The 18,280-nt window shown below is 73.3% G+C and carries 15 protein-coding genes and 1 pseudogene; 7 read left to right on the forward strand and 9 right to left on the reverse strand.

Annotated features, from left to right (window positions below):
• Positions 1–87: 87 nt before the first annotated feature.
• The 5 genes from V7E45_RS28430 to V7E45_RS28450 form a co-directional block, all read right to left on the reverse strand.
• Positions 88–3,579, reverse strand: a complete 3,492-nt coding sequence (locus V7E45_RS28430) for an SAV_2336 N-terminal domain-related protein (protein ID WP_333777063.1) — start codon at positions 3,577–3,579, stop codon at positions 88–90.
• A 7-nt stretch (positions 3,580–3,586) separates the two neighbouring features.
• Positions 3,587–4,600 carry an AAA family ATPase gene (locus tag V7E45_RS28435; protein WP_333777064.1) on the reverse strand — a complete coding sequence of 338 codons (1,014 nt, stop codon included), beginning with the start codon at positions 4,598–4,600 and terminating at the stop codon, positions 3,587–3,589.
• A gap of 179 nt (positions 4,601–4,779) precedes the next feature.
• Positions 4,780–7,041, reverse strand: a complete 2,262-nt coding sequence (locus V7E45_RS28440; RefSeq protein WP_333777065.1) for a VMAP-C domain-containing protein — start codon at positions 7,039–7,041, stop codon at positions 4,780–4,782.
• Entirely contained in the window at positions 7,038–7,448 is a 411-nt protein-coding gene (locus V7E45_RS28445; protein ID WP_333777066.1) for a CU044_2847 family protein, read from the reverse strand. Before V7E45_RS28445 ends, V7E45_RS28440 begins: the two co-directional genes overlap by 4 nt.
• Before the next feature lie 121 nt (positions 7,449–7,569).
• Positions 7,570–7,749, reverse strand: a complete 180-nt coding sequence (locus tag V7E45_RS28450; RefSeq protein ID WP_003992906.1) for a DUF6104 family protein — start codon at positions 7,747–7,749, stop codon at positions 7,570–7,572.
• Between the two features lie 233 nt (positions 7,750–7,982).
• Between V7E45_RS28450 and V7E45_RS28455 the strand changes: the two genes are divergently transcribed.
• Together V7E45_RS28455 and V7E45_RS28460 are read left to right on the forward strand one after the other, a co-directional pair.
• Entirely contained in the window at positions 7,983–8,963 is a 981-nt protein-coding gene (locus V7E45_RS28455) for a DUF4097 family beta strand repeat-containing protein (RefSeq protein WP_333777067.1), read from the forward strand.
• Position 8,964: 1 nt separating this feature from the next.
• Entirely contained in the window at positions 8,965–10,035 is a 1,071-nt protein-coding gene (locus tag V7E45_RS28460; RefSeq protein WP_333777068.1) for a PadR family transcriptional regulator, read from the forward strand.
• 79 nt (positions 10,036–10,114) lie between these two features.
• Here V7E45_RS28460 and V7E45_RS28465 read toward each other — a convergent pair whose 3' ends face one another.
• Positions 10,115–11,080, reverse strand: a complete 966-nt coding sequence (locus V7E45_RS28465) for a zinc-binding dehydrogenase (protein ID WP_333777069.1) — start codon at positions 11,078–11,080, stop codon at positions 10,115–10,117.
• A 172-nt stretch (positions 11,081–11,252) separates the two neighbouring features.
• Positions 11,253–12,473: an NAD(P)-dependent malic enzyme gene (locus tag V7E45_RS28470; protein WP_020942195.1), complete on the reverse strand. Its 1,221-nt coding sequence runs from the start codon at positions 12,471–12,473 to the stop codon at positions 11,253–11,255.
• Positions 12,474–13,040: 567 nt separating this feature from the next.
• Between V7E45_RS28470 and V7E45_RS28475 the strand changes: the two genes are divergently transcribed.
• Genes V7E45_RS28475 through V7E45_RS28485 form a run of 3 tightly spaced genes read left to right on the forward strand, consistent with a single transcriptional unit; the run spans position 13,041 to position 15,770 of the window.
• Entirely contained in the window at positions 13,041–14,000 is a 960-nt protein-coding gene (locus V7E45_RS28475; protein WP_333777070.1) for an ABC transporter substrate-binding protein, read from the forward strand.
• Between the two features lie 46 nt (positions 14,001–14,046).
• On the forward strand, positions 14,047–14,970 hold the full coding sequence (locus tag V7E45_RS28480; protein WP_333777073.1) for an amino acid ABC transporter permease: 924 nt from the start codon (positions 14,047–14,049) through the stop codon (positions 14,968–14,970).
• Positions 14,967–15,770, forward strand: a complete 804-nt coding sequence (locus V7E45_RS28485) for an amino acid ABC transporter ATP-binding protein (protein ID WP_333777071.1) — start codon at positions 14,967–14,969, stop codon at positions 15,768–15,770. Before V7E45_RS28480 ends, V7E45_RS28485 begins: the two co-directional genes overlap by 4 nt.
• Positions 15,771–15,834: 64 nt before the next feature.
• Here the strand turns inward: V7E45_RS28485 and V7E45_RS28490 are convergent.
• A pseudogene (locus V7E45_RS28490) lies at positions 15,835–16,592 on the reverse strand (class I SAM-dependent methyltransferase).
• 100 nt (positions 16,593–16,692) lie between these two features.
• Between V7E45_RS28490 and V7E45_RS28495 the strand changes: the two are divergent.
• Positions 16,693–17,322 carry a CGNR zinc finger domain-containing protein gene (locus tag V7E45_RS28495; protein WP_333777072.1) on the forward strand — a complete coding sequence of 210 codons (630 nt, stop codon included), beginning with the start codon at positions 16,693–16,695 and terminating at the stop codon, positions 17,320–17,322.
• Here the strand turns inward: V7E45_RS28495 and sodX are convergent.
• A complete protein-coding gene (gene sodX, locus V7E45_RS28500; protein ID WP_333777074.1) occupies positions 17,226–17,660 on the reverse strand; it encodes a nickel-type superoxide dismutase maturation protease in 435 nt (144 codons plus the stop codon). The two genes, V7E45_RS28495 and sodX, sit on opposite strands and share 97 nt — an antisense overlap.
• A 145-nt stretch (positions 17,661–17,805) precedes the next feature.
• On the opposite strand from sodX, the gene sodN reads away from it, so the two are divergent.
• Positions 17,806–18,201, forward strand: coding sequence for a superoxide dismutase, Ni (gene sodN, locus V7E45_RS28505; RefSeq protein ID WP_317445335.1), 396 nt, complete (start codon positions 17,806–17,808; stop codon positions 18,199–18,201).
• Positions 18,202–18,280: the final 79 nt, after the last annotated feature.

Raw genomic sequence — 18,280 nt, forward strand, 5'->3', positions numbered from 1 at the left:
GCTCCTCCCTGCCCCACGCCCGCCCCGCACGGGCATGACGGCTGCCCAGTTCTTCCCGACAGGCCGGAAGCAGAAACCCGGCCGGGATCAACTCCGGTCAAGGTCGGCCGAGTTGTTCCACTCCTGAGTCCAAGGCCACCACGGCGGAGCCGCTTCGCGCCACTGTTCCTCCGGCATGAGCCGGCCCGCGCCCGCGAGCGGTTCCCCGGGCGCGGCACGGGCCAGTTCGACGTCGGCCCAGTCCACCTCCCGCAGCGCGGCCACCAGCCGCTGCCACTGCTCCCGCGCCGCCCGGTACGCGCCGCGTGCCGCGCCGGGCCGGCCCATCAGCGCGAGCACCGTCCCGCTGCCGTACCGGGCCCGGGCCGCCGTCACCGAACCCGGGTCGGCCCCGTGCGCCGCCTGCGCCTCCCGCTCGGCGTTCTCGTACGCCTGGAGCGCATCCATCAGCACCGGCGCTCCGGCGTGGTACCAGCCCTCCAGCCGCACCCGGCCCAGTTGCAGCCACACCTCGGCCCGTACGGCGGCGTCGGCCGCCGCGCGCAGCGCCTGACCGAGCAGGTGCCGGCTCTCGAACAGGTCGGGCAGGAAGCCCAGATGGCGGAACCGCTGGGCCAGCGCGCTGCCGACCAGGCCCTGGAGCCGGCCGCGCTGCGTGGACCGGGCGGGCAGCGACTTCAGGGCCTCGCGCAGTACGTACTCGGCCCGGTCCACGGTTCCCGCGCCGTCCCGCGCGGAGGCCCGCCGCAGCAGCGACTCGCCCCAGGAGGTGAGCAGCCGGCAGCGCAGGGCGCCGTCCGCGGGGGCGAGCAGGGCGGCCCGCTCGTACGCGGCGTCGGCCTCCCGGGCCTCGCCCGCCGCGTCGTGGAAGGCGGCCAGCGCGGCCAGGCAGGGCAGCAGCAGACCGGGGTCGTCCCCGGCGGACCGCCGGGCCCGCAGCAGGGCCTGCCGGGTCTCCCCGTCCTCGGCGCCGGACTCCCGCAGCGCCCGCGCCAGATCGAGCAGCGCGGGCGCGCGTACGGCGTCGGCGGTCGGCTCGGCGTCCAGCAGCGCGCAGGCTTCGCGCAGTTCGCCGGCCGCGGCACCGGGATGCCGCAGATCGAGCAGGACCCGTCCGCGCAGCAGCAGCCGGGACCGGTGCGCGGTGACGGCCCAGGGGACGTCGTCCCGGGTCCCAGGCGCGGGCGCGGTGGTGGCGGTGACGCCGTCCCAGGTCCGGAGCGTGGGCGCAGGGGTGGCGGTGGTGTCGTCCCGGGTCCCATGCGCGGGCGCGGTCGTGGCGGTGACGCCGTCCCGGGTCCGCGGCGCGGCCGGGCCGGCTCCGGCCTCGGGGAGCACGTCGCGGTCGGGGTGCGCGTCGCCGACGGGGTGCGCGTCCCCGTCGAGGAGCGCGTCGCCGTCGGCCACGGCTTCCAGGTCGCCGTCGGCGGGCCGGGCGCGCAGCCACTCCCGCGCCCGCTCGGCGAGATCGGGCCAGGGCGCCAGGCCGGGGTCCAGGACGTCAAGGGCCTGTGCGAGACGGTCGCTCTCCCCCGTCTGCTGCCACAGCTCGCGGCGGCAGCCGGCCAGTTCCAGGGCCGCCTCGGCCCGCTCCCGGCTGTCTCCGGGTGCAGCCGCGTGGGCCGCGGCGAGCGCGGTCGCGGCCTCGCGCAGCAGTTCGACGCGGCCGCCCGTCGTCCGTGCGGCCGCCGTGCCCGCCTCGGCGCGCAGGATCCGGCCGAGCACCAGGTGGGGACGGGCACCGGTGCCGGCGCCGGGTGCGACCGCCGCCAGGGCCTGTTCCCGGGCCCGGCGCAGCACCTCCGGGTCGGCCAGCCGGTGCCACTGGCCGAGCAGCCGCTCGGCCTCGGTCAGCGGGTCGGGCGTGACCAGGTCGGGCAGGTAGAAGCGCAGCACCCGGGCCGGGATGCTGGCGAACAGCTCGGCCTCGACACTGCCGCCGTCCTCCGGCGATCCGGTGCCCTCGGGCGGTGGCCCGGCGCCGGCGGCCGGGTCGTGGTCGGCGAGCCGGGCGGCGGCGAGGGCGGCGAAGTTGCGGGTGCCCTTGCCGAAGTGCCGCTCCACGTAGGCGGAGCAGTGTTTGAGCACGAGTCCGGCGGTGTCCTGGTCCAGGGAGGACAGCAGCAGGTCCTGCACCCGCCCCGGGTAGGCGAAGCAGGGCTGGTCATCGGTGCCGGGGAGCTGCCTGAGCAGCCCGCCGAGCAGCACCTCGGCCAGTTCCATCGGGCCGGTGTCGGGCAGCATGGCCCGCTGGACCAGTTGCATCACGGGCAGCGTGAGGGGCGCCGCGGCGAGGTAGACGGCCAGGCGCAGCGCGCCGGGCGAGGCCCCGGCGCGGAAGGCGCGCAGCAGGTCGTGGTCGCTGCGCGTGGCCGCTGCGGCGGGGTCGGCGGAGGCCGCCGGCGGGGCCGCGGCCGGGTCGGTGAGGGCGGCCCAGGCGCGCTCGCTGGTGGGGCCGGCCCCGCCCAGCAGCCGGGCGAACGCCTCGAACGCCTCCGGGATCGGCTGGAGCACCGGCACGGGCCGGGCGCCGGGGGCCGGGTCCTGCCAGGGCTCGTCGTCGGGCCGGAAGCCGAGCCGGCCGCCGACCTCGGCGGGGCGCAGCAGCAGGCCCGGCTCGGCGGGCAGCGCGGTGCGGCCCCACAGCCGGGGCGGCAGCGGCTGGACGACGGCCAGCGGGGCGGTGCGGGGCCAGTGGTGCAGCAGGCGCTGGGCGCTGCCGTTCTGCCACAGCGGGCCCACGCAGTCGCTGATGACGAAGGTGATCCGGCGGCCGGTGGGGTCGTGGAGCTCGTCGGCCGGCCGCAGCCGGGTGTGCCGGCCGGGGCCCGCCGTCGTTCCGATCAGGGGGGCGCCGGAGTCGTCGGCGTACAGGTGGTGGACGCGGACGGAGGCGAACGCGCCGGACTGCTGGCAGGCCTGGCGCAGTTCCTCGACCAGCTGCCCCCACACCGCCATGGCCGGCCCGGTGTCCATCAGGAGCTGGACGTCGCAGCGCCGGCGGCGGCCCGGCCGGGTGACCGGGAGCAGGATGCCGCTGGCGGCGGCGCGGTCGGCGGTGGCCTCCTCGTCGATGCGCTCGTCCCCGGAGCGGACGGAGGCGACCCGGTAGCGGCCGAGGGCGCGCAGCGCCTTCTCCAGGCCGAGCAGGCCGGGCAGGGCCGCGGCGGCCGGCGCGCGGACCGGGAAGGCGGCCGGGGCGGCGGCGTCGGCCGGCGGGTGCGCGGTGAGCCCGGCGGTGAGCAGCGGGACCGGGGCGGCGGGGGCGTCCGCCGGCGGCCCGCAGGGGTCGGAGGCGGACGGCGCGCCGGCGCCGGCGTGTGCGGTCCCCCGGCCCGCGGCGCCCCGCGCGCCGTCGGCGTCGCCCGCGTCGTTCGTGTCGTCCGCGTCGCCCGCGTCGTCCGTGTCCGCCGCCGGTTCGCCGTCGGGGGGCCCGCCGGGCTGTCCGCGCGCCTCGCTCGGCGGTGCGGCGCCGAGCCGCCGGGCCAGCCAGACCGCGTCCGCCACGTCCTCAGCGGTGGGGTCGAGCCCGCCCTGGCGCAGCTTGCCGATCAGCTCGTCCAGGCGCATCCCGGGCATCCGGCCATCACCTCGTGCGGTCGAGCGGCTGCATGAGCATCTCGGCGATCCGTTCCCTGGTGAGGCTCTGCGCCCGCGGGTCGTGCCGGGTGAGGAAGAGGGCGTTGAGGAGCTGGTCGGCGGCGAGCACCTCGCCGGGCTCGCGCTCCAGGAACCTGCGGATGAGGTCCGCGCCGGCGGTGACGCCGTCCGCGCCGAGGTGCGCCTCGACCATGGCGGTGAGCTGCTCCTCGCCGGGCGGGTCGAGTTCGAGCTGGATGCAGCGCCTGAGCAGCGGGGCGGGGAAGTCGCGTTCGCCGTTGGAGGTCATGACGATCACCGGGAAGGCGGTGCAGGCGATCCGTCCGCCGTGCACGGGGACCCGGTCGCCGTCGTGGGTGAGCACCTCGACGACGGGTTCGCGCTCCGCGAGCCGTTCCAGCTCGGGGATCGAGAACTCGCCCTCCTCCAGGGTGTTGAGCAGGTCGTTGGGCAGGTCGAGGTCGCTCTTGTCGAGTTCGTCGATGAGCAGCACGCGGGGCTGCGCGGCGGGCAGCAGCGCGGTGCCGAGCGGGCCGAGCCGAATGTAGGAGCCGATGCCCGGGGCGGCCGTCGCGCCCTCGCCGCCGCGGGCCCGCTCCAGCTGGACGTCCTGGAGCCTGCCTATGGCGTCGTACCGGTACAGGCCGTCCTGGAGGCCGGTCCGGCTGACGATGGGCCAGCGCAGCACCCTGCCCAGGCCGAGTTCGTGGGCGATGGCGTACGCCAGCGTCGACTTGCCCGTGCCCGGGTTGCCGGTCACCAGCAGGGGGCGGCGCAGGTAGAGCGCCGCGTTGACCGCGTCCACCTCGGCCGGCCGCGGCGCGTAGTTCTCCACCATGCGGCGGCGGACGCCGAGCCGGCGGGCGCTGCTGGGGTCCTCGGAGCCGGCCTCGGAGCCGTCCCGTGCGGCGGCGAAGTCGCGCCAGGGCGGCGGCGCCGGCAACCGCAGCATGCCGTCGTGCGGCTGGCCCACTCCGCGGTAGATCCGCCAGTCGTTCACCTTGGGCTCCTCCCGGCTCTGGTGATCATGCAGCGGACCCGGCCGTCCGACGTACGAGGCTACCGTCAGGCGACCGTGTCTGCCGAGGTTCGAAGCGCCCGGCGTTCACTTCCGGACCTCCGAACAGCCTTGCGGGGCAAGCGGGTTGACGAGGCGTTCGGCCGCCCCGCCGGGCGGGGTCAGCCGCCGGGCGCGGCGAGCGGGGGCGGGCGCATCGTCTCGGCGGCGTACGGTGGCCGGTCGGGCGGGTCGACCAGGACAGCGAGCTTGCCGCGCAGGCCCTGCTCCCGGGCGGTGTCCGGGTCGTAGAGGCTGATCCGCAGGTCGCGCACCTGTTCGTTCAGTCCCTCGGCCCTGCGGGCCGTCCCGAGCACATGGGCGACCTGCCGGTGGAAGTCCCGGCACTCGTCGTGGTCGTGCCGGTCGCGCCGCCACAGCACCACCGAGTGGCCCGCCGTGAGGGCGTCCCTCATCGCCGCCTGCCCCTCCCCGCTGCCGACGGGCCCGCAGTAGACCGGAACGCAGATGTCGTCCATCGCCGACAGGGCGCGGTAGTACGGGTAGCGGCTCGCGGGGCGGGACGGGGCCAAGTGGCCCTCGGCCGGGGAGCGGCCGTGCAGCGGTTCGTGCGCGAGCGGCCCGTGGACCGCGCCGCGCCAGCGTTTGCGCCACTCGGGGGTGGGCGGCCGGGCGTTGCGCCGCGCGTCCCGTATGACGACGGTCCGGCGCATCCCGAGCGGCATGGACCGCTCGTCGACGAAGTCGTCGTCCTCGACGCCGATGCCGTCCCCGTCGAAGCCCGGGTCACCACCGAAGCCCGCTTCGCCACCACCGTCGGCGGCTGTCCGCTCGGCGGAGCCGCCGGCGCCACCCGGAGGGGCGGGGGCGTCGGGGAGCAGTTGCCACTCGTCCACCGGCAGGTCGAACAGGGCGCGGGGCAGGAACACCTCGATCGCGGCCAGGTGCTCGTCGTGGTCGCCCTGGCCGAGCGCCCGGGCGAGCGGTTCGCGCAGCGCCCCGGCCAGGTCCTCGGCCCGCACCCCGCGGTCGTCGGCGTCGACCGGGGTGACGTCGAGGCCGTCGTAGATCAGCTGCACGCTCCACGGATAGCGCCCGTCGTACATGGGCGACCCGACCTTGACGAGGACATCGGTGCGGGTACCGGGCGGTGCGGCGGCCGGGGGCGCGGCCGGTGTCACGACCGTCGATACGGCCGGGGCGCCGGCGGCCCGGGAGCCGGCGTCCCCGGGGGCGTCGACGCCCTCCAGCAGCGCCCGGATGGCCTCGCCGACCGCCCAGTGCCGGTGGACGTCGGCCTGCCCGGCGAGCCAGTGGGCGAACGCGCCCAGCCGCGCGGGGTCCAAGTGCCGGGGGTGGTCGCGCACGGCTCTGCGGACCGCCTTGGCCGCGTAGAGCAGGACCGCGTCGAGGTCCACCAGCGTGCCGCCGCCGCCCGGTTCCAGGGTGCGCAGCCCGTGCAGCAGCGCGGCGCCCTCGCGCCAGGTCCGCACGTCGCGCAGCACCAGGGAGCGCAGCCGCTCGCCGCGCACCTGCTCCTTGACCTCCTCCACGAGGTGGACGACCTCGCCCGCCCCGGCGGGCGGCGGCAGCTCGGCGAGGTGGCCGTAGAGCCGGGCGCGCAGTTCGGCGCCGATGCCGGAGACCGGGGGCGCGAGCGCGGGGAGCGCGGCCTGCAGGGCGGTCCAGTGGGCGTACGGCGACGGGTCGTCGAGGAGGCGGACGTGGTGCAGGTCGTGGGCGCGCAGCACTTCGCGCAGGACGTCCGTTCCGGCGCGGCCCTCGCGCGGGTCGGGCAGTTCGTGCAGCGCGGTGACCGGGACGGCGACGCCCTCCTCCCGCCGGCGGCCCTTGATCACACCGACGACCGCGCCGTACCTCAGGTCGAGCACGGGTCCTCCGGACAGTCCGCCGATCGGCAGGCTGCCGCCGAGCAGCAGCGCCCGCGCGTCGGAGCCGGTGAGTTCTCCGGTGCCGTGCCTGACGCCCAGCTCTCCGGTCTGCACGGACCAGCCGTACAGCCCGACGGGGGCGCGGGCGGCGGGCTCCCGGTCGCTCAGCCACAGGCAGCGCACGTCGTCGGCGCCGGTGACCCGGACGAGCGCGAGGTCGGGGAACGGCCAGGGGTCGCGCGGCGGTTCGCCGGGCCCGGGCCGTGGCGCGAGCAGGACGGCGGTCCCGGTGCCGGTTCGCTCCCGCCAGTCACCGGCGGCGGTGCGCTCCTGCCAGGTCACGCGCAGAGCGCTCTCCCCTCGGCACACCGCGGCTCCCCCCTTCCCCACGACATGGGCGCAGGTCAACAGCCAGCCCGGGGCGATGAAGAACCCCGACCCCCCGTAGGCGTCACGGTCCGTTGCATACCCGTCACCCGGTGCGCCGATGCGTGCGAGCGAGGGGCGCACCAACTCGTCGAAGGCGCTCATGCGGCGCCGGGAGCCGGGGACCTCGGCGGTACGACGCCGCCCCCGGGTGCCGCGGGGTCCGTGCCGTCCCTGGCCGTCGCCGGTTCGGTCCAGGTCAGGGACACCGTCAGGGAGGACGTCCCGCCACCCTCGGCGATGGCGCTCACGATCGTGCCGGACTGCGCCGTCAGCTCGATCCCGAAGCTGACGGACACCTCGACCGGGGTGGGTGTGTCCAGACCGGCGCGCAGGGAGCGCACGACGCCCCCGACGGTGCCGGCGAGGCCGCCCGCCATGCCGATGACCCGGTCACCGAGGCCGGTGTCCCAGTACCCGCCCTCGTCCAGGGCCTCTTCGCCCGCCCTGCCGATCCTCGCCCAGACGACGGTTCCGTCGTCCAGTCGTACGCGTTCGAGTCCTCCACCCATGACGCCCCCGTTCGCTGGAATGGGAGGAGAAGGCTAACGCCGCAGAAAGCGGAGAGGGAGGGCCGACGGGCGATACGGCTGATGATCGCTGTTGCGGGCGGGGCCGCCCGGGACGCCGGGACTACTCGTCGTCCTCGTCGTCGAGCCGGGCGAGCCAGGTCGCGAGCCGCTCGACGGGCACCTCGAAGTCGGGGTTGAGGTCCACGAACGTGCGCAGCTGCTCGGCAAGCCACTCGAAGGTGACCTCTTCCTCGCCGCGCCGCTTCTCCAGCTCCTCGATCCCGCGGTCGGTGAAGTACATGGCTGCCTCTCCTGCGTGTCCGCCTGCGTGCCGCCCGCGCGTCCGGTCGTGGGACGGGCCGTGCGGTGGATGGTCCAGCACCAGCGTATGCAACGGCGGGCGCGGTGCCGTCGGCCGCCCGTCGCACGCACAGGTGCCTTGACTTTCCGTGACCACGATATATCGTGTTTCACGGAAGACGCGATATGGCGTGTCGCGAGGTTCGCGACCGTGTCCGGCCGAGGAGGCTCCCCATGTCCGAGTGGTCCGTCGCCGAGCCCCGGAAGCTCACGTTCGACACCCCCGTGAGCGACCTGCACGTGCGCATCGTCAACGGAACGGTGAACGTCGTGGGCACCGACGAAGGTTCCGCCCGTATGGAGGTCACGGACCTCGAGGGGCCACCCCTGGTGGTCACCCAGCGGGGCGGCACCCTGACGGTGGCCTACGACGACCTGCCCTGGAAGGGCTTCCTCAAGTGGCTCGACCGCAAGGGCTGGCGGCGCAGCGCCGTGGTCTCGCTCGCGGTCCCCGCCGGCACGCGCGTGGAGGTGGGCGTGGTCGGCGCCGGCGCGGTCGTCTCCGGCATCAGCGGCCCGGCCGTGGTCAAGGGCGTCACCGGCGACACGACCCTGGTGGGCCTGTCCGGGCCGGTCCGCGCCGACACCGTCTCGGGGAACCTGGAGGCCCAGGCCGTCACCGGCGACCTGCGGTTCAACTCGGTCTCGGGCGACCTGACCGTGGTCGAGGGCTCGGGCTCCGCCGTCCGCGCCGACTCCGTCAGCGGCTCCATGATCATCGACCTGGACCCGGACGGCCCCACGGACGTCCGGCTGACCAGCGTCTCCGGCGAGATCGCCATCCGCCTGCCGCACCCGGCCGACGCGGAGGTGGAGGCCAACACGGCGAGCGGCACCATCTCCAACGCCTTCGACGACCTGCGGGTGCACGGCCAGTGGGGCGCCCACAAGATCACCGGCCGCCTCGGCGCGGGCACCGGCAAGCTGAGGGCCACCACCGTCTCCGGCTCGATCGCCCTGCTGCGCCGGCCACCGGGTGAGGACGAGCCGGCCGCCGCCTGGGAGGCCGGGCCCACCGCCGGCACCGCGTCCGCCCCGGCGCCCGACCCGGCGACCGGACCCGCGGCCACACCGGGGGACAATTCCGTCACCGGCCCGGGCGCCGGCGCCACCCGTGACCCGGCCGACGGCACGACCGACAAGAAGGTGCTCTGACATGCCCCCCGTCTTCGCCCACGGCCGCCTCCGTCTCTACCTGCTCAAGCTGCTCGACGAGGCCCCGCGCCACGGCTACGAGGTGATCCGGCTGCTGGAGGAGCGCTTCCAGGGCCTGTACGCCCCCTCGGCGGGCACGGTCTATCCCCGGCTGGCCAAGCTGGAGGCCGAGGGCCTGGTCACGCACACCACCGAGGGCGGCCGCAAGGTGTACGCGATCACCGACGCCGGCCGCGCCGAGCTGGCCGACCGCAGCGGCGAGCTGGCCGATCTGGAACTGGAGATCCGCGAGTCGGTCGCCGAACTGGCCGCGGAGATAAGGGCCGACGTGCGCGGCGCGGCCGGTGATCTGCGGCGCGAGGTCCGGGCGGCCGCGTCCGAGGCACGCCGGGGTCCCACCGCGAACGGCGGCCGGACGGGCCCCTCCGGGGAGTTCGGCGACCTCGGCGACAAGGAGGCCTGGCGGGCCGCCAAGGAGGAGATGCGCCGGGCCAAGCAGGAGTGGAAGGAGCAGGCCCGCCGCGCCAAGGACGAGAGCCGCCGGGCCCGCGAGGAGGCCCAGCGGGCCCGCCACCAGGCCCAGGAGGCCCAGGCGCGGGCACGGGCGCAGGCCCAGGAGGAGGTGCAGCGCATCGCCCGCCGGGTCCAGGAGCGCGTGCAGGACCACTTCACCCGCGGCGACTGGCCGACCGGCGTGCGCGAGGGCCTGACCGAACTCGCCAAGGAGTTCGGTGAGTTCGGCAAGGACTACGGCAAGGAGTTCGGCAAGGGCTTCGGCCGCGCCCCCGGGGAGCCGGGCGCCGGTGACCGCAGGTCCGCCCCCGCGACGGGGCCCGACCACCTGTTCGCCCCGGAGGACTTCCCCGCCGAGTACGAGCCGGCCTGGGCCCACGAGGAGTCCACCGGCGACCCGGCCCGCGACCTCGACCGTCTGCTCGACCGCTTCCGCGACGACATCCGTGACGCCGCCCGCGACCACGGCGTCGGCGAGGACCAGGTCCGCGACGCCCGCCGCCATCTCTCGGCGGCGGCCGCCCACATCGGGTCGATACTGCGCCGCCCGAAGGTCTGACCTGCCGCGCGCAGCTGGGACGGACCCGGGGGTCCGTCCCGGCTCAGCGCCGAACCCTGGCCCCTGGGCCCTCGGCCGGTCAGCCGTTCGTCAGCACGATCTTGCCGAACTGCTCGCCCGAGGCCAGCCGTTCGAAGCCCTCACGGGCCCGGTCGAGCGGCAGCTCCTCGTCGATGACGGGCCGCACACCCGTGGCGGCGCAGAAGGACAGCAGGTCCTCCAGCTCGTCCTTGGTCCCCATGGTGGAGCCGACGACCTTCAGCTCCAGGAAGAAGATGCGGGTCAGCTCGGCGTGCGAGGGCCGGTCGCCGCTGGTGGCGCCCGAGATGACGACCGTACCGCCGGGCCGCAGCGACTTCACCGAGTGGGACCAGGTGGCGGCGCCGACGGTCTCGATGACGGCGTCCACCCGCTGCGGCAGCCGGGCCCCCGGCTCCACCGCCTCGACCGCGCCCAGCTCCAGGGCCCGCTTGCGCTTGGCCTCGTCCCGGCTGGTGGCGAAGACCCTGAGGCCGGCCGCCTTGCCGAGCACGATCGCGGCCGTGGCGACACCGCCGCCCGCGCCCTGGACGAGGACCGAGTCACCGGGCCGTACCCCGGCGTTGGTGAAGAGCATCCGGTACGCCGTCAGCCAGGCCGTCGGCAGACAGGCGGCCTCAGCGAAGGACAGCTCCTTCGGCTTGGGCAGGATGTTCCAGGTCGGCACGGCGACCTGCTCGGCGAAGGTGCCCTGGTAACGCTCGGTGAGGATGGAGCGCGGCTCGTCCGGGCCGACGCCGTGGCCGCTCTGGCCGATGACGGAGTGCAGGACGACCTCGTTGCCGTCCTCGTCGACGCCGGCGGCGTCGCAGCCGAGGATCATCGGCAGCTTGTCCTCTGCGAGGCCCACGCCGCGCAGGGACCACAGGTCGTGGTGGTTGAGGGAGGCGGCCCGCACGGTGACGGTACTCCAGCCGGGCCTGGCCTCGGGAGCCGGGCGCTCCCCCAACTCAAGTCCGGTCAGCGGCTGGTCACGGTCGATTCGGGCGGCGTAGGCAGCGAACATGGGCTCGACGATAGGTGCGACGCGCACCGGACGAAACCGCGGGAGGCTGTGACACATGCCCTCTTGCGTGACGGCACCCGTGCGGCGCAGCGGACCCGACGGATGCGACGACGGAACGGGACGGGGAACGCAAACGGCCCCGTCCGCGGGGACGGGGCCGTTTCACGTGACGTCAGCGACGCGCGACGCCCTCGGCGCGGGCGGCCGCCGCCACGGCCGCGGTCACCGCGGGAGCGACCCGCTCGTCGAACGGCGACGGGATGACGTAGTCGGCCGCGAGGTCGTCGCCCACGACGGAGGCCAGCGCCTCCGCTGCGGCGATCTTCATGCCCTCGGTGATGCGGGTGGCACGCACCTGCAGCGCACCGGCGAAGATGCCGGGGAAGGCGAGGACGTTGTTGATCTGGTTCGGGAAGTCCGAGCGCCCGGTCGCGACGACCGCCGCGTAGCGGTGCGCCACCTCCGGGTGCACCTCCGGGTTCGGGTTGGCCATCGCGAACACGAAGGCCCCCTTCGCCATGGAGGCGACCGCGGACTCGGCGACCGTACCGCCGGAGACGCCGATGAAGACGTCGGCGCCCGCGAGCGCGTCCTCCAGCGAACCGGTGACCCCCGCCTTGTTCGTGAAGCCGGCCAGCTCGCGCTTGACCGGCGTCAGGTCCTGGCGGTCGGCCGAGACGACGCCCTTGCGGTCCGCCACGGCCACGTCCCCGATGCCGGCCTCGACCAGCATCTTGGCGATGGCCACACCGGCCGCGCCGGCGCCCGAGATGACGGCCCGCAGCTGGCCGATCTCCCGCCCGCTGAGCCGCGCCGCGTTGCGCAGCGCCGCCAGCGTCACGACCGCCGTGCCGTGCTGGTCGTCGTGGAAGACCGGGATGTCCAGGCGCTCCTGCAGCCGGCGCTCGATCTCGAAGCACCGGGGCGCCGAGATGTCCTCCAGGTTCACTCCGCCGAACGAGGGAGCGAGCCGGACCACGGTCTCGACGATGTCGTCGACGTCCGTGCAGTCGAGCGCGATCGGCACCGCGTCGACGCCGCCGAACTGCTTGAAGAGGATCGCCTTGCCCTCCATCACGGGGAGGGAGGCCTGGGGACCGATGTCCCCGAGTCCGAGCACGGCCGTACCGTCGGTCACGACGGCGACCACGGAGGACTTCCACGTGTAGTCGTTGACAAGCTCCGGCTGTTCCGCGATCGCGGTGCACACGCGAGCGACGCCGGGCGTGTACGCGAGGGAAAGGTCGTCCTTGTCGCGGATCGGCACGGTGGCCTGCACAGCCATCTTGCCGCCGCGGTGCAGCGCGAACGCCGGATCGAAGGAATCGAGGGGCTCGGCCCCGTCCTGATCCGTGCCGCTGTCGCTGCGAGGATTGACGATCTCCGCTGCCACTTTGTTGTACCCCTTAGGTATGCATGGTTTGAGGGTCGACCACTCCTGGTGAGGGGTGGGCGGGCACCGCGCCGGGTCCGATTGCTGATACGTACGGACCGACGCGACGGGCGCGCCGCACACGCGCCCTGAGCCCCGGATGAGGGGTGTAAAGAACCTTCTTACCGGACGGACGGCGGTCACGACGAGTCCATTAGGTGCAAGGTCACATCACGGACCAGAACGCCACACCCTGGTGACACGCGGCTGACACGAGCACGCCTTTGGTATGACCGGTCGGTAACTCCGAGGGCGTCGACAACACCACACCGGTGGACCACATCGTGAGATGATCCGAAGATTTTCCGGCTTCGCTGAGGGATTCCCGCAGATCTGCGGGTGTGATGGCCCGTCGTGACGGGACCTGATCGGGTTCGGGGGTCACCCGTTATCCGATTTTGACATAGCGACGCCCCTGAATGGCGTAGTCCGAATGGCAAGATGCCGTAAACCCACGAGGTCGCGACACCCGATGGTGTGTGTTTCCGTCGACCCATCGGCACCTCTCCATCCGCCGGAGGAACCACGATGACCGCAAGCTCCACCCGTCGTACGACCGCCGCGCACTCCCGTCTGGCCGCGGTCGGTGCGATCGCGGTCGCCGGAGCCCTGCTGCTCACCGGCTGCGGTGACCAGACCAAGGACAAGAACAACGGCTCCGGCAGTGCGTCCACCAGCACCGCCCCGCTGGCGGACAAGCTCCCCAAGGAGCTCCGCGACAAGGGCGAGATCAAGGTCGGCTCGGACATCGCGTACGCCCCGGTGGAGTTCAAGGACTCCTCCGGCAAGGTCGTCGGTCTCGACCCCGACCTGGCCGCGGCCATGGGCAAGCAGCTCGGCGTGAAGCTCACGTTCGAGAACGGCACCTTCGACGCCCTGCTCACCGGCCTGCGCTCCGGCCGCTACGACATCGCGATGTCGGCGATGACGGACAACAAGAACCGCCAGGAGGGCGTCGACCCGGACACCGGCAAGAAGGTCGGCGAGGGCGTCGACTTCGTCGACTACCTGACCGCCGGCGTCTCCATCTACACCCGCAAGGACGACACCAAGGGCATCACGTCCTGGTCGGACCTGTGCGGCAAGAAGCTCGCCGTCGAGCGCGGCACCGTCTCCGAGGACCTGGCCAAGCAGGAGGCCAAGAAGTGTCCCGCGGGCAAGAAGCTCACCATCGAGCCGTTCGACGACGACCAGCAGTCCCAGACCCGCCTGCGCTCGGGCGGCGTGGACGCGGCCTCCTCCGACTTCCCGGTCGCCGCGTACGCGGTCAAGACCTCCGGCGGCGGCAAGGACTTCCAGGTCGTCGGCGACCAGGTCGAGGCGGCGCCGTACGGCATCGCCGTGGCCAAGAGCGACACGCAGCTGCGGGACGCGCTCCAGGCCGCCATGAACGCCATCATCAAGAGCGGCGAGTACCAGAAGATCCTCGAGAAGTGGGGCGCCCAGGACGGCGCCGTCAAGGAGTCCGCCGTCAACGGCGGCAAGTGACCCGCGGATCCCGAGCGGCCACTGGAAGGCAACACGCGTGACTGACATGCAGAAGACGGCGGAGCCGGCGGACGCCCCGCCGGCCGGCCCGGAGGCCATCAAGGCCATCCCGGTCCGCCACTACGGGCGGTACGTCACCGCCGTCATCGCGATCGCGATCCTCGTCGCGATCGTCTACGCGTTCGGCCAGGGCAAGATCAACTGGCACGCGGTCCCGGACTACTTCTTCGACGACCGGATCCTGACCGGTGTCGGCAAGACCCTCCTGCTGACGGTCCTGTCGATGGTGATCGGCATCCTCGGCGGTGTCGGCCTCGCCGTGATGCGCCTGTCGAAGAACCCGGTGACCTCGTCGATCGCGTGGTTCTACATCTGGTTCTTCCGGGGCACCCCGGTCCTGGTCCAGCTGTTCCTGTGGTTCAACCTGGGCCTGGTCTTCGAGTACATCAACCTGGGTCCGATCTACAAGGACTACTGGTCGGACTTCATGACGCCGCTGCTGACGGCGCTGCTCGGCCTGGGCCTGAACGAGGCCGCGTACATGGCCGAGATCTGCCGGGCCGGTCTGCTCGCGGTGGACGAGGGCCAGACCGAGGCGGCCCACGCGCTGGGCATGAGCCACGGCAAGACCCTGCGCCGGATCGTCATCCCGCAGGCCATGCGGGTCATCGTGCCGCCGACCGGCAACGAAGTGATCAACATGCTGAAGACGACCTCGCTCGTGGCGGCCGTCCAGTATCCGGAGCTGTTCCGTTACGCCCAGGACATCGGGCAGAACTCCGGCGCCCCGGTGGAGATGTACTTCCTGGCCGCGGCCTGGTACCTGATCATGACGTCGGTCCTGAGCGTCGGCCAGTACTACATCGAGCGGTACTACGCCCGTGGCTCCAGCCGCAGCCTGCCGCCCACCCCGTGGCAGAAGGTCAGGGCGCATCTGACGACCTTCTCGAGCAGGAAGGTCACGGCATGACCGACAAGACGATCACGGACTCCGTGGCGCGGCACTCCAGCGTCCCGATGGTCAAGGCCGAGGGTGTGCACAAGTCCTTCGGGCCCGTCGAGGTCCTCAAGGGCATCGACCTGGAGGTCAGGGCGGGTGAGGTGTTCTGCCTCATCGGTCCCTCCGGCTCCGGGAAGTCCACCTTCCTCAGGTGCATCAACCACCTGGAGAAGGTCAACGCCGGCCGGCTGTACGTCGACGGCGAGCTGGTCGGCTACCGCCAGAAGGGCGACAAGCTGTACGAGCTCAAGGACAGCGAGGTCGCGCTCAAGCGCCGGGACATCGGCATGGTCTTCCAGCGCTTCAACCTGTTCCCGCACATGACCGCCGCCGAGAACGTCATCGAGGCGCCGGTCCAGGTCAAGGGCGTCAGCAGGAGCCAGGCCAGGGAGCGCGCCATGCAGCTGCTGGAGCGGGTGGGTCTGGCCGACAAGGCCGGGAACTACCCCTCCCAGCTCTCCGGCGGCCAGCAGCAGCGCGTGGCCATCGCCCGGGCCCTCGCGATGGACCCGAAGCTGATGCTGTTCGACGAGCCGACCTCGGCCCTCGACCCGGAGCTGGTCGGAGACGTCCTCGACGTCATGCGCGACCTCGCCGAGTCGGGCATGACGATGGTCGTCGTCACCCACGAGATGGGCTTCGCCCGCGAGGTGGGCGACAGCCTGGTCTTCATGGACGGCGGTGTCGTGGTCGAATCCGGCCATCCGCGGGACGTTCTCACGGACCCGCAGCACGAGCGGACGCAGTCCTTCCTGTCCAAGGTGCTCTGAGCACGCACGGCACACGCGAAGGGGCGGTACGAGATCCTCGTACCGCCCCTTCGCGTGTGCCGGCCTACTTCACCGCGAGGAGCAGCGTGTCGGAGGGCGAGCACCACACCGGCCGTGCCTCGGCGAATCCTTTCTCGCGGAGCACCCGGGCGTGCCAGCGCGCCGAGGGCATGTCCCCGTCGGCGTGCTCGCCGTAGATCTCGAAGCGGCGGGCGGTGGGCTCGGCGAGGACGGGGTCCGCCTGCGCGAGCTGCCACCACTCGGCCCAGTCCCGGGCGCCGTCCCGTTGGGCCTGATCCATGCGGCATGTCGCAGGGCCCGCTCCGCCGCGTTGATCCGCGGCGTGCTCTCGTCGATCATGTGGTCCGCGTTCATGAAGACACCGCCGTCGCGGACCAGCCCCGCGACCCGACCGTAGAGGGCCGCGAGGGGTTCGCTGTGCAGCCAGTGCAGGGCCGTGGCGGTCAGGACCGCGTCGTAGGAGTCGTACGGCAGCAGCGCCGGCCAGTCGGGGTCCTTGAGATCGGCGGTGACGAAGGAGACCCGGTCGTCGCCCTCGAAGGTGCCGCGCGCGATGGCGAGCAGCGCGGGGTCGAGGTCCACCCCGGTGCTGGTGGCCGCGGGGAAGCGGGCGAGCAGCCGGGCGGTGATGCTGCCGGTCCCGCAGGCCAGGTCGAGCACGCGCGGGGCGGTGCCCACGAGCGCCTCGACCATGTCGAGCATGATCCGGAACCGCTCCTCGCGGTCCGGCATGTACCACTCCTGCTGCCGGTCCCAGCTCTCCTGCCAGGCGGCCCAGTCCGTACCGGTACCGGTCGTCATGGAAGCCCCGTCTCCTCCCGTCCGCGTAATACCCTGGAAGCACGACCGGCTGTTACCCGACCGCAGACACGACCATAGAGCGCCCTCGTAAGGACTACAAGTGGAACTGGCCTATTACTCGGATTACGCCGTACGGCTCGTCAACAGCGAGGAACCGGTCCGCGGCAAGGACTCCCTGACCTCGGTCGAGGCCGTCCGCGACCTGTTCGGCGGCAACGCGTCGGCGGCCCGCCGCGCCACCGACGCCGACGTCACCCGCTTCCGCTCGGTGCGGGGCCGGCTGCGGGGCGTCTTCGAGGCGGCCGACCAGGGCGACGAGACCCTCGCCGTCGACCTGCTGAACTCCCTGCTGCTGGAGTTCCCGGTGAGCCCGCAGATCTCCGGCCACGACCACCGGGACGTGGACGGCCGCCCGCTGTGGCACATGCACCTGGCCGACCACCCGTCCAACGCCACCGCCGGCTACGCGGCGATCGCGGCGATGGGTCTCGCCTTCCACCTGACCGAGTACGGCGTCGACCGGCTCGGCCTGTGCCAGGCGGCGCCGTGCCGCAACGCCTACCTCGACACGTCCACCAACCGCTCCCGGCGCTACTGCTCGGACCGCTGCGCGACCCGTGCCAACGTGGCCGCCTACCGGGCCCGCAAGCGTCTGGAGGCCGACCGGTCGGGCAGCAGCGGCCTGGCCGCGAAGAACGCCCAGCGGGCGATCGCCAGCGGCGAGCGCTGACCGCCCTTGAGCGGCCGGTAGCGCAGCCACGCCCGGCCCAGGATCAGCTCCTCGGGCACCACCCCGTAGTCCGTGCTGTCCCCGCCCGCGTACGGATTGTCCCCGAGCACCCACCAGCCGCCCTCGCGCCGCTCCACGGCGCGCTTGACGACCAGCAGGTCCTGCTGGAAGGGGTGACGCAGGACGACGACGTCCCCCGCCCTGATCGCCGCTCCGTACTGCAGCAGCAGTCGGTCCCCGTGGCGCAGCGTGGGCACCATGGACGGGCCCGTCACCTCGGCCAGCCCGAACGGCGCCCCGGCCCTCCCCCGCTCGGTCTCCTGCGACAGCTCCGGCATCACCGGCACCTCCCCGGTCCGTTCCTCCACCAGTCTCAGTCTGACCCTGGACTTTTGTCCTAAGCCCTAGGGGGCACTCAGGAAAAGACGTCCCCCAGGGAGTAATGTCGCACCTGAGAAGACGATCACGAGGAAGGAATGCTCCATGCTTTCCCGCCTGTTTGCCCCCACGGTCAAGGTCAGCGCGCACTGCGACCTGCCCTGCGGTGTGTACGACCCGGCCCAGGCCCGCATCGAGGCGGAGTCGGTCAAGGCCGTCCAGGAGAAGATGGCCGGCAACGACGACCCGCACTTCCAGACGCGTGCCACCGTCATCAAGGAGCAGCGCGCCGAGCTGGCGAAGCACCACGTCTCCGTGCTCTGGAGCGACTACTTCAAGCCCCCGCACTTCGAGAAGTACCCGGAGCTGCACCAGCTGGTCAACGACGCCCTGAAGGCCCTCTCGGCCGCCAAGGCGTCCACGGACCCGGCGACGGGCCAGAAGGCTCTGGACTACATCGCCCAGATCGACAAGATCTTCTGGGAGACGAAGAAGGCCTGAGGGCACTTCTCCCCGACGGGGGGGGGGGGGGGGGGGGGGGGGGGGGGGCGGGGGGGGGGGGGGGGGGGGGGGGGGGGGG

The sequence above is a fragment of the Streptomyces sp. IBSBF 3136 genome (assembly GCF_036815105.1).
In the GTDB taxonomy this organism is placed as follows: Bacteria; Actinomycetota; Actinomycetes; order Streptomycetales; family Streptomycetaceae; genus Streptomyces.

Bases quoted from the DNA above. Each gene is read 5' to 3' on its own strand.
- V7E45_RS28465 (WP_333777069.1), bottom strand. From the start codon at position 11,080: ATGTTCGCTGCCTACGCCGCCCGAATCGACCGTGACCAGCCGCTGACC.
- V7E45_RS28485 (WP_333777071.1), top strand. From the start codon at position 14,967: ATGACCGACAAGACGATCACGGACTCCGTGGCGCGGCACTCCAGCGTC.
- V7E45_RS28475 (WP_333777070.1), top strand. From the start codon at position 13,041: ATGACCGCAAGCTCCACCCGTCGTACGACCGCCGCGCACTCCCGTCTG.
- V7E45_RS28445 (WP_333777066.1), bottom strand. From the start codon at position 7,448: ATGGGTGGAGGACTCGAACGCGTACGACTGGACGACGGAACCGTCGTC.
- V7E45_RS28480 (WP_333777073.1), top strand. From the start codon at position 14,047: ATGCAGAAGACGGCGGAGCCGGCGGACGCCCCGCCGGCCGGCCCGGAG.
- V7E45_RS28450 (WP_003992906.1), bottom strand. From the start codon at position 7,749: ATGTACTTCACCGACCGCGGGATCGAGGAGCTGGAGAAGCGGCGCGGC.
- sodN (WP_317445335.1), top strand. From the start codon at position 17,806: ATGCTTTCCCGCCTGTTTGCCCCCACGGTCAAGGTCAGCGCGCACTGC.
- sodX (WP_333777074.1), bottom strand. From the start codon at position 17,660: ATGCCGGAGCTGTCGCAGGAGACCGAGCGGGGGAGGGCCGGGGCGCCG.
- V7E45_RS28430 (WP_333777063.1), bottom strand. From the start codon at position 3,579: ATGCCCGGGATGCGCCTGGACGAGCTGATCGGCAAGCTGCGCCAGGGC.
- V7E45_RS28455 (WP_333777067.1), top strand. From the start codon at position 7,983: ATGTCCGAGTGGTCCGTCGCCGAGCCCCGGAAGCTCACGTTCGACACC.
- V7E45_RS28460 (WP_333777068.1), top strand. From the start codon at position 8,965: ATGCCCCCCGTCTTCGCCCACGGCCGCCTCCGTCTCTACCTGCTCAAG.
- V7E45_RS28440 (WP_333777065.1), bottom strand. From the start codon at position 7,041: ATGAGCGCCTTCGACGAGTTGGTGCGCCCCTCGCTCGCACGCATCGGC.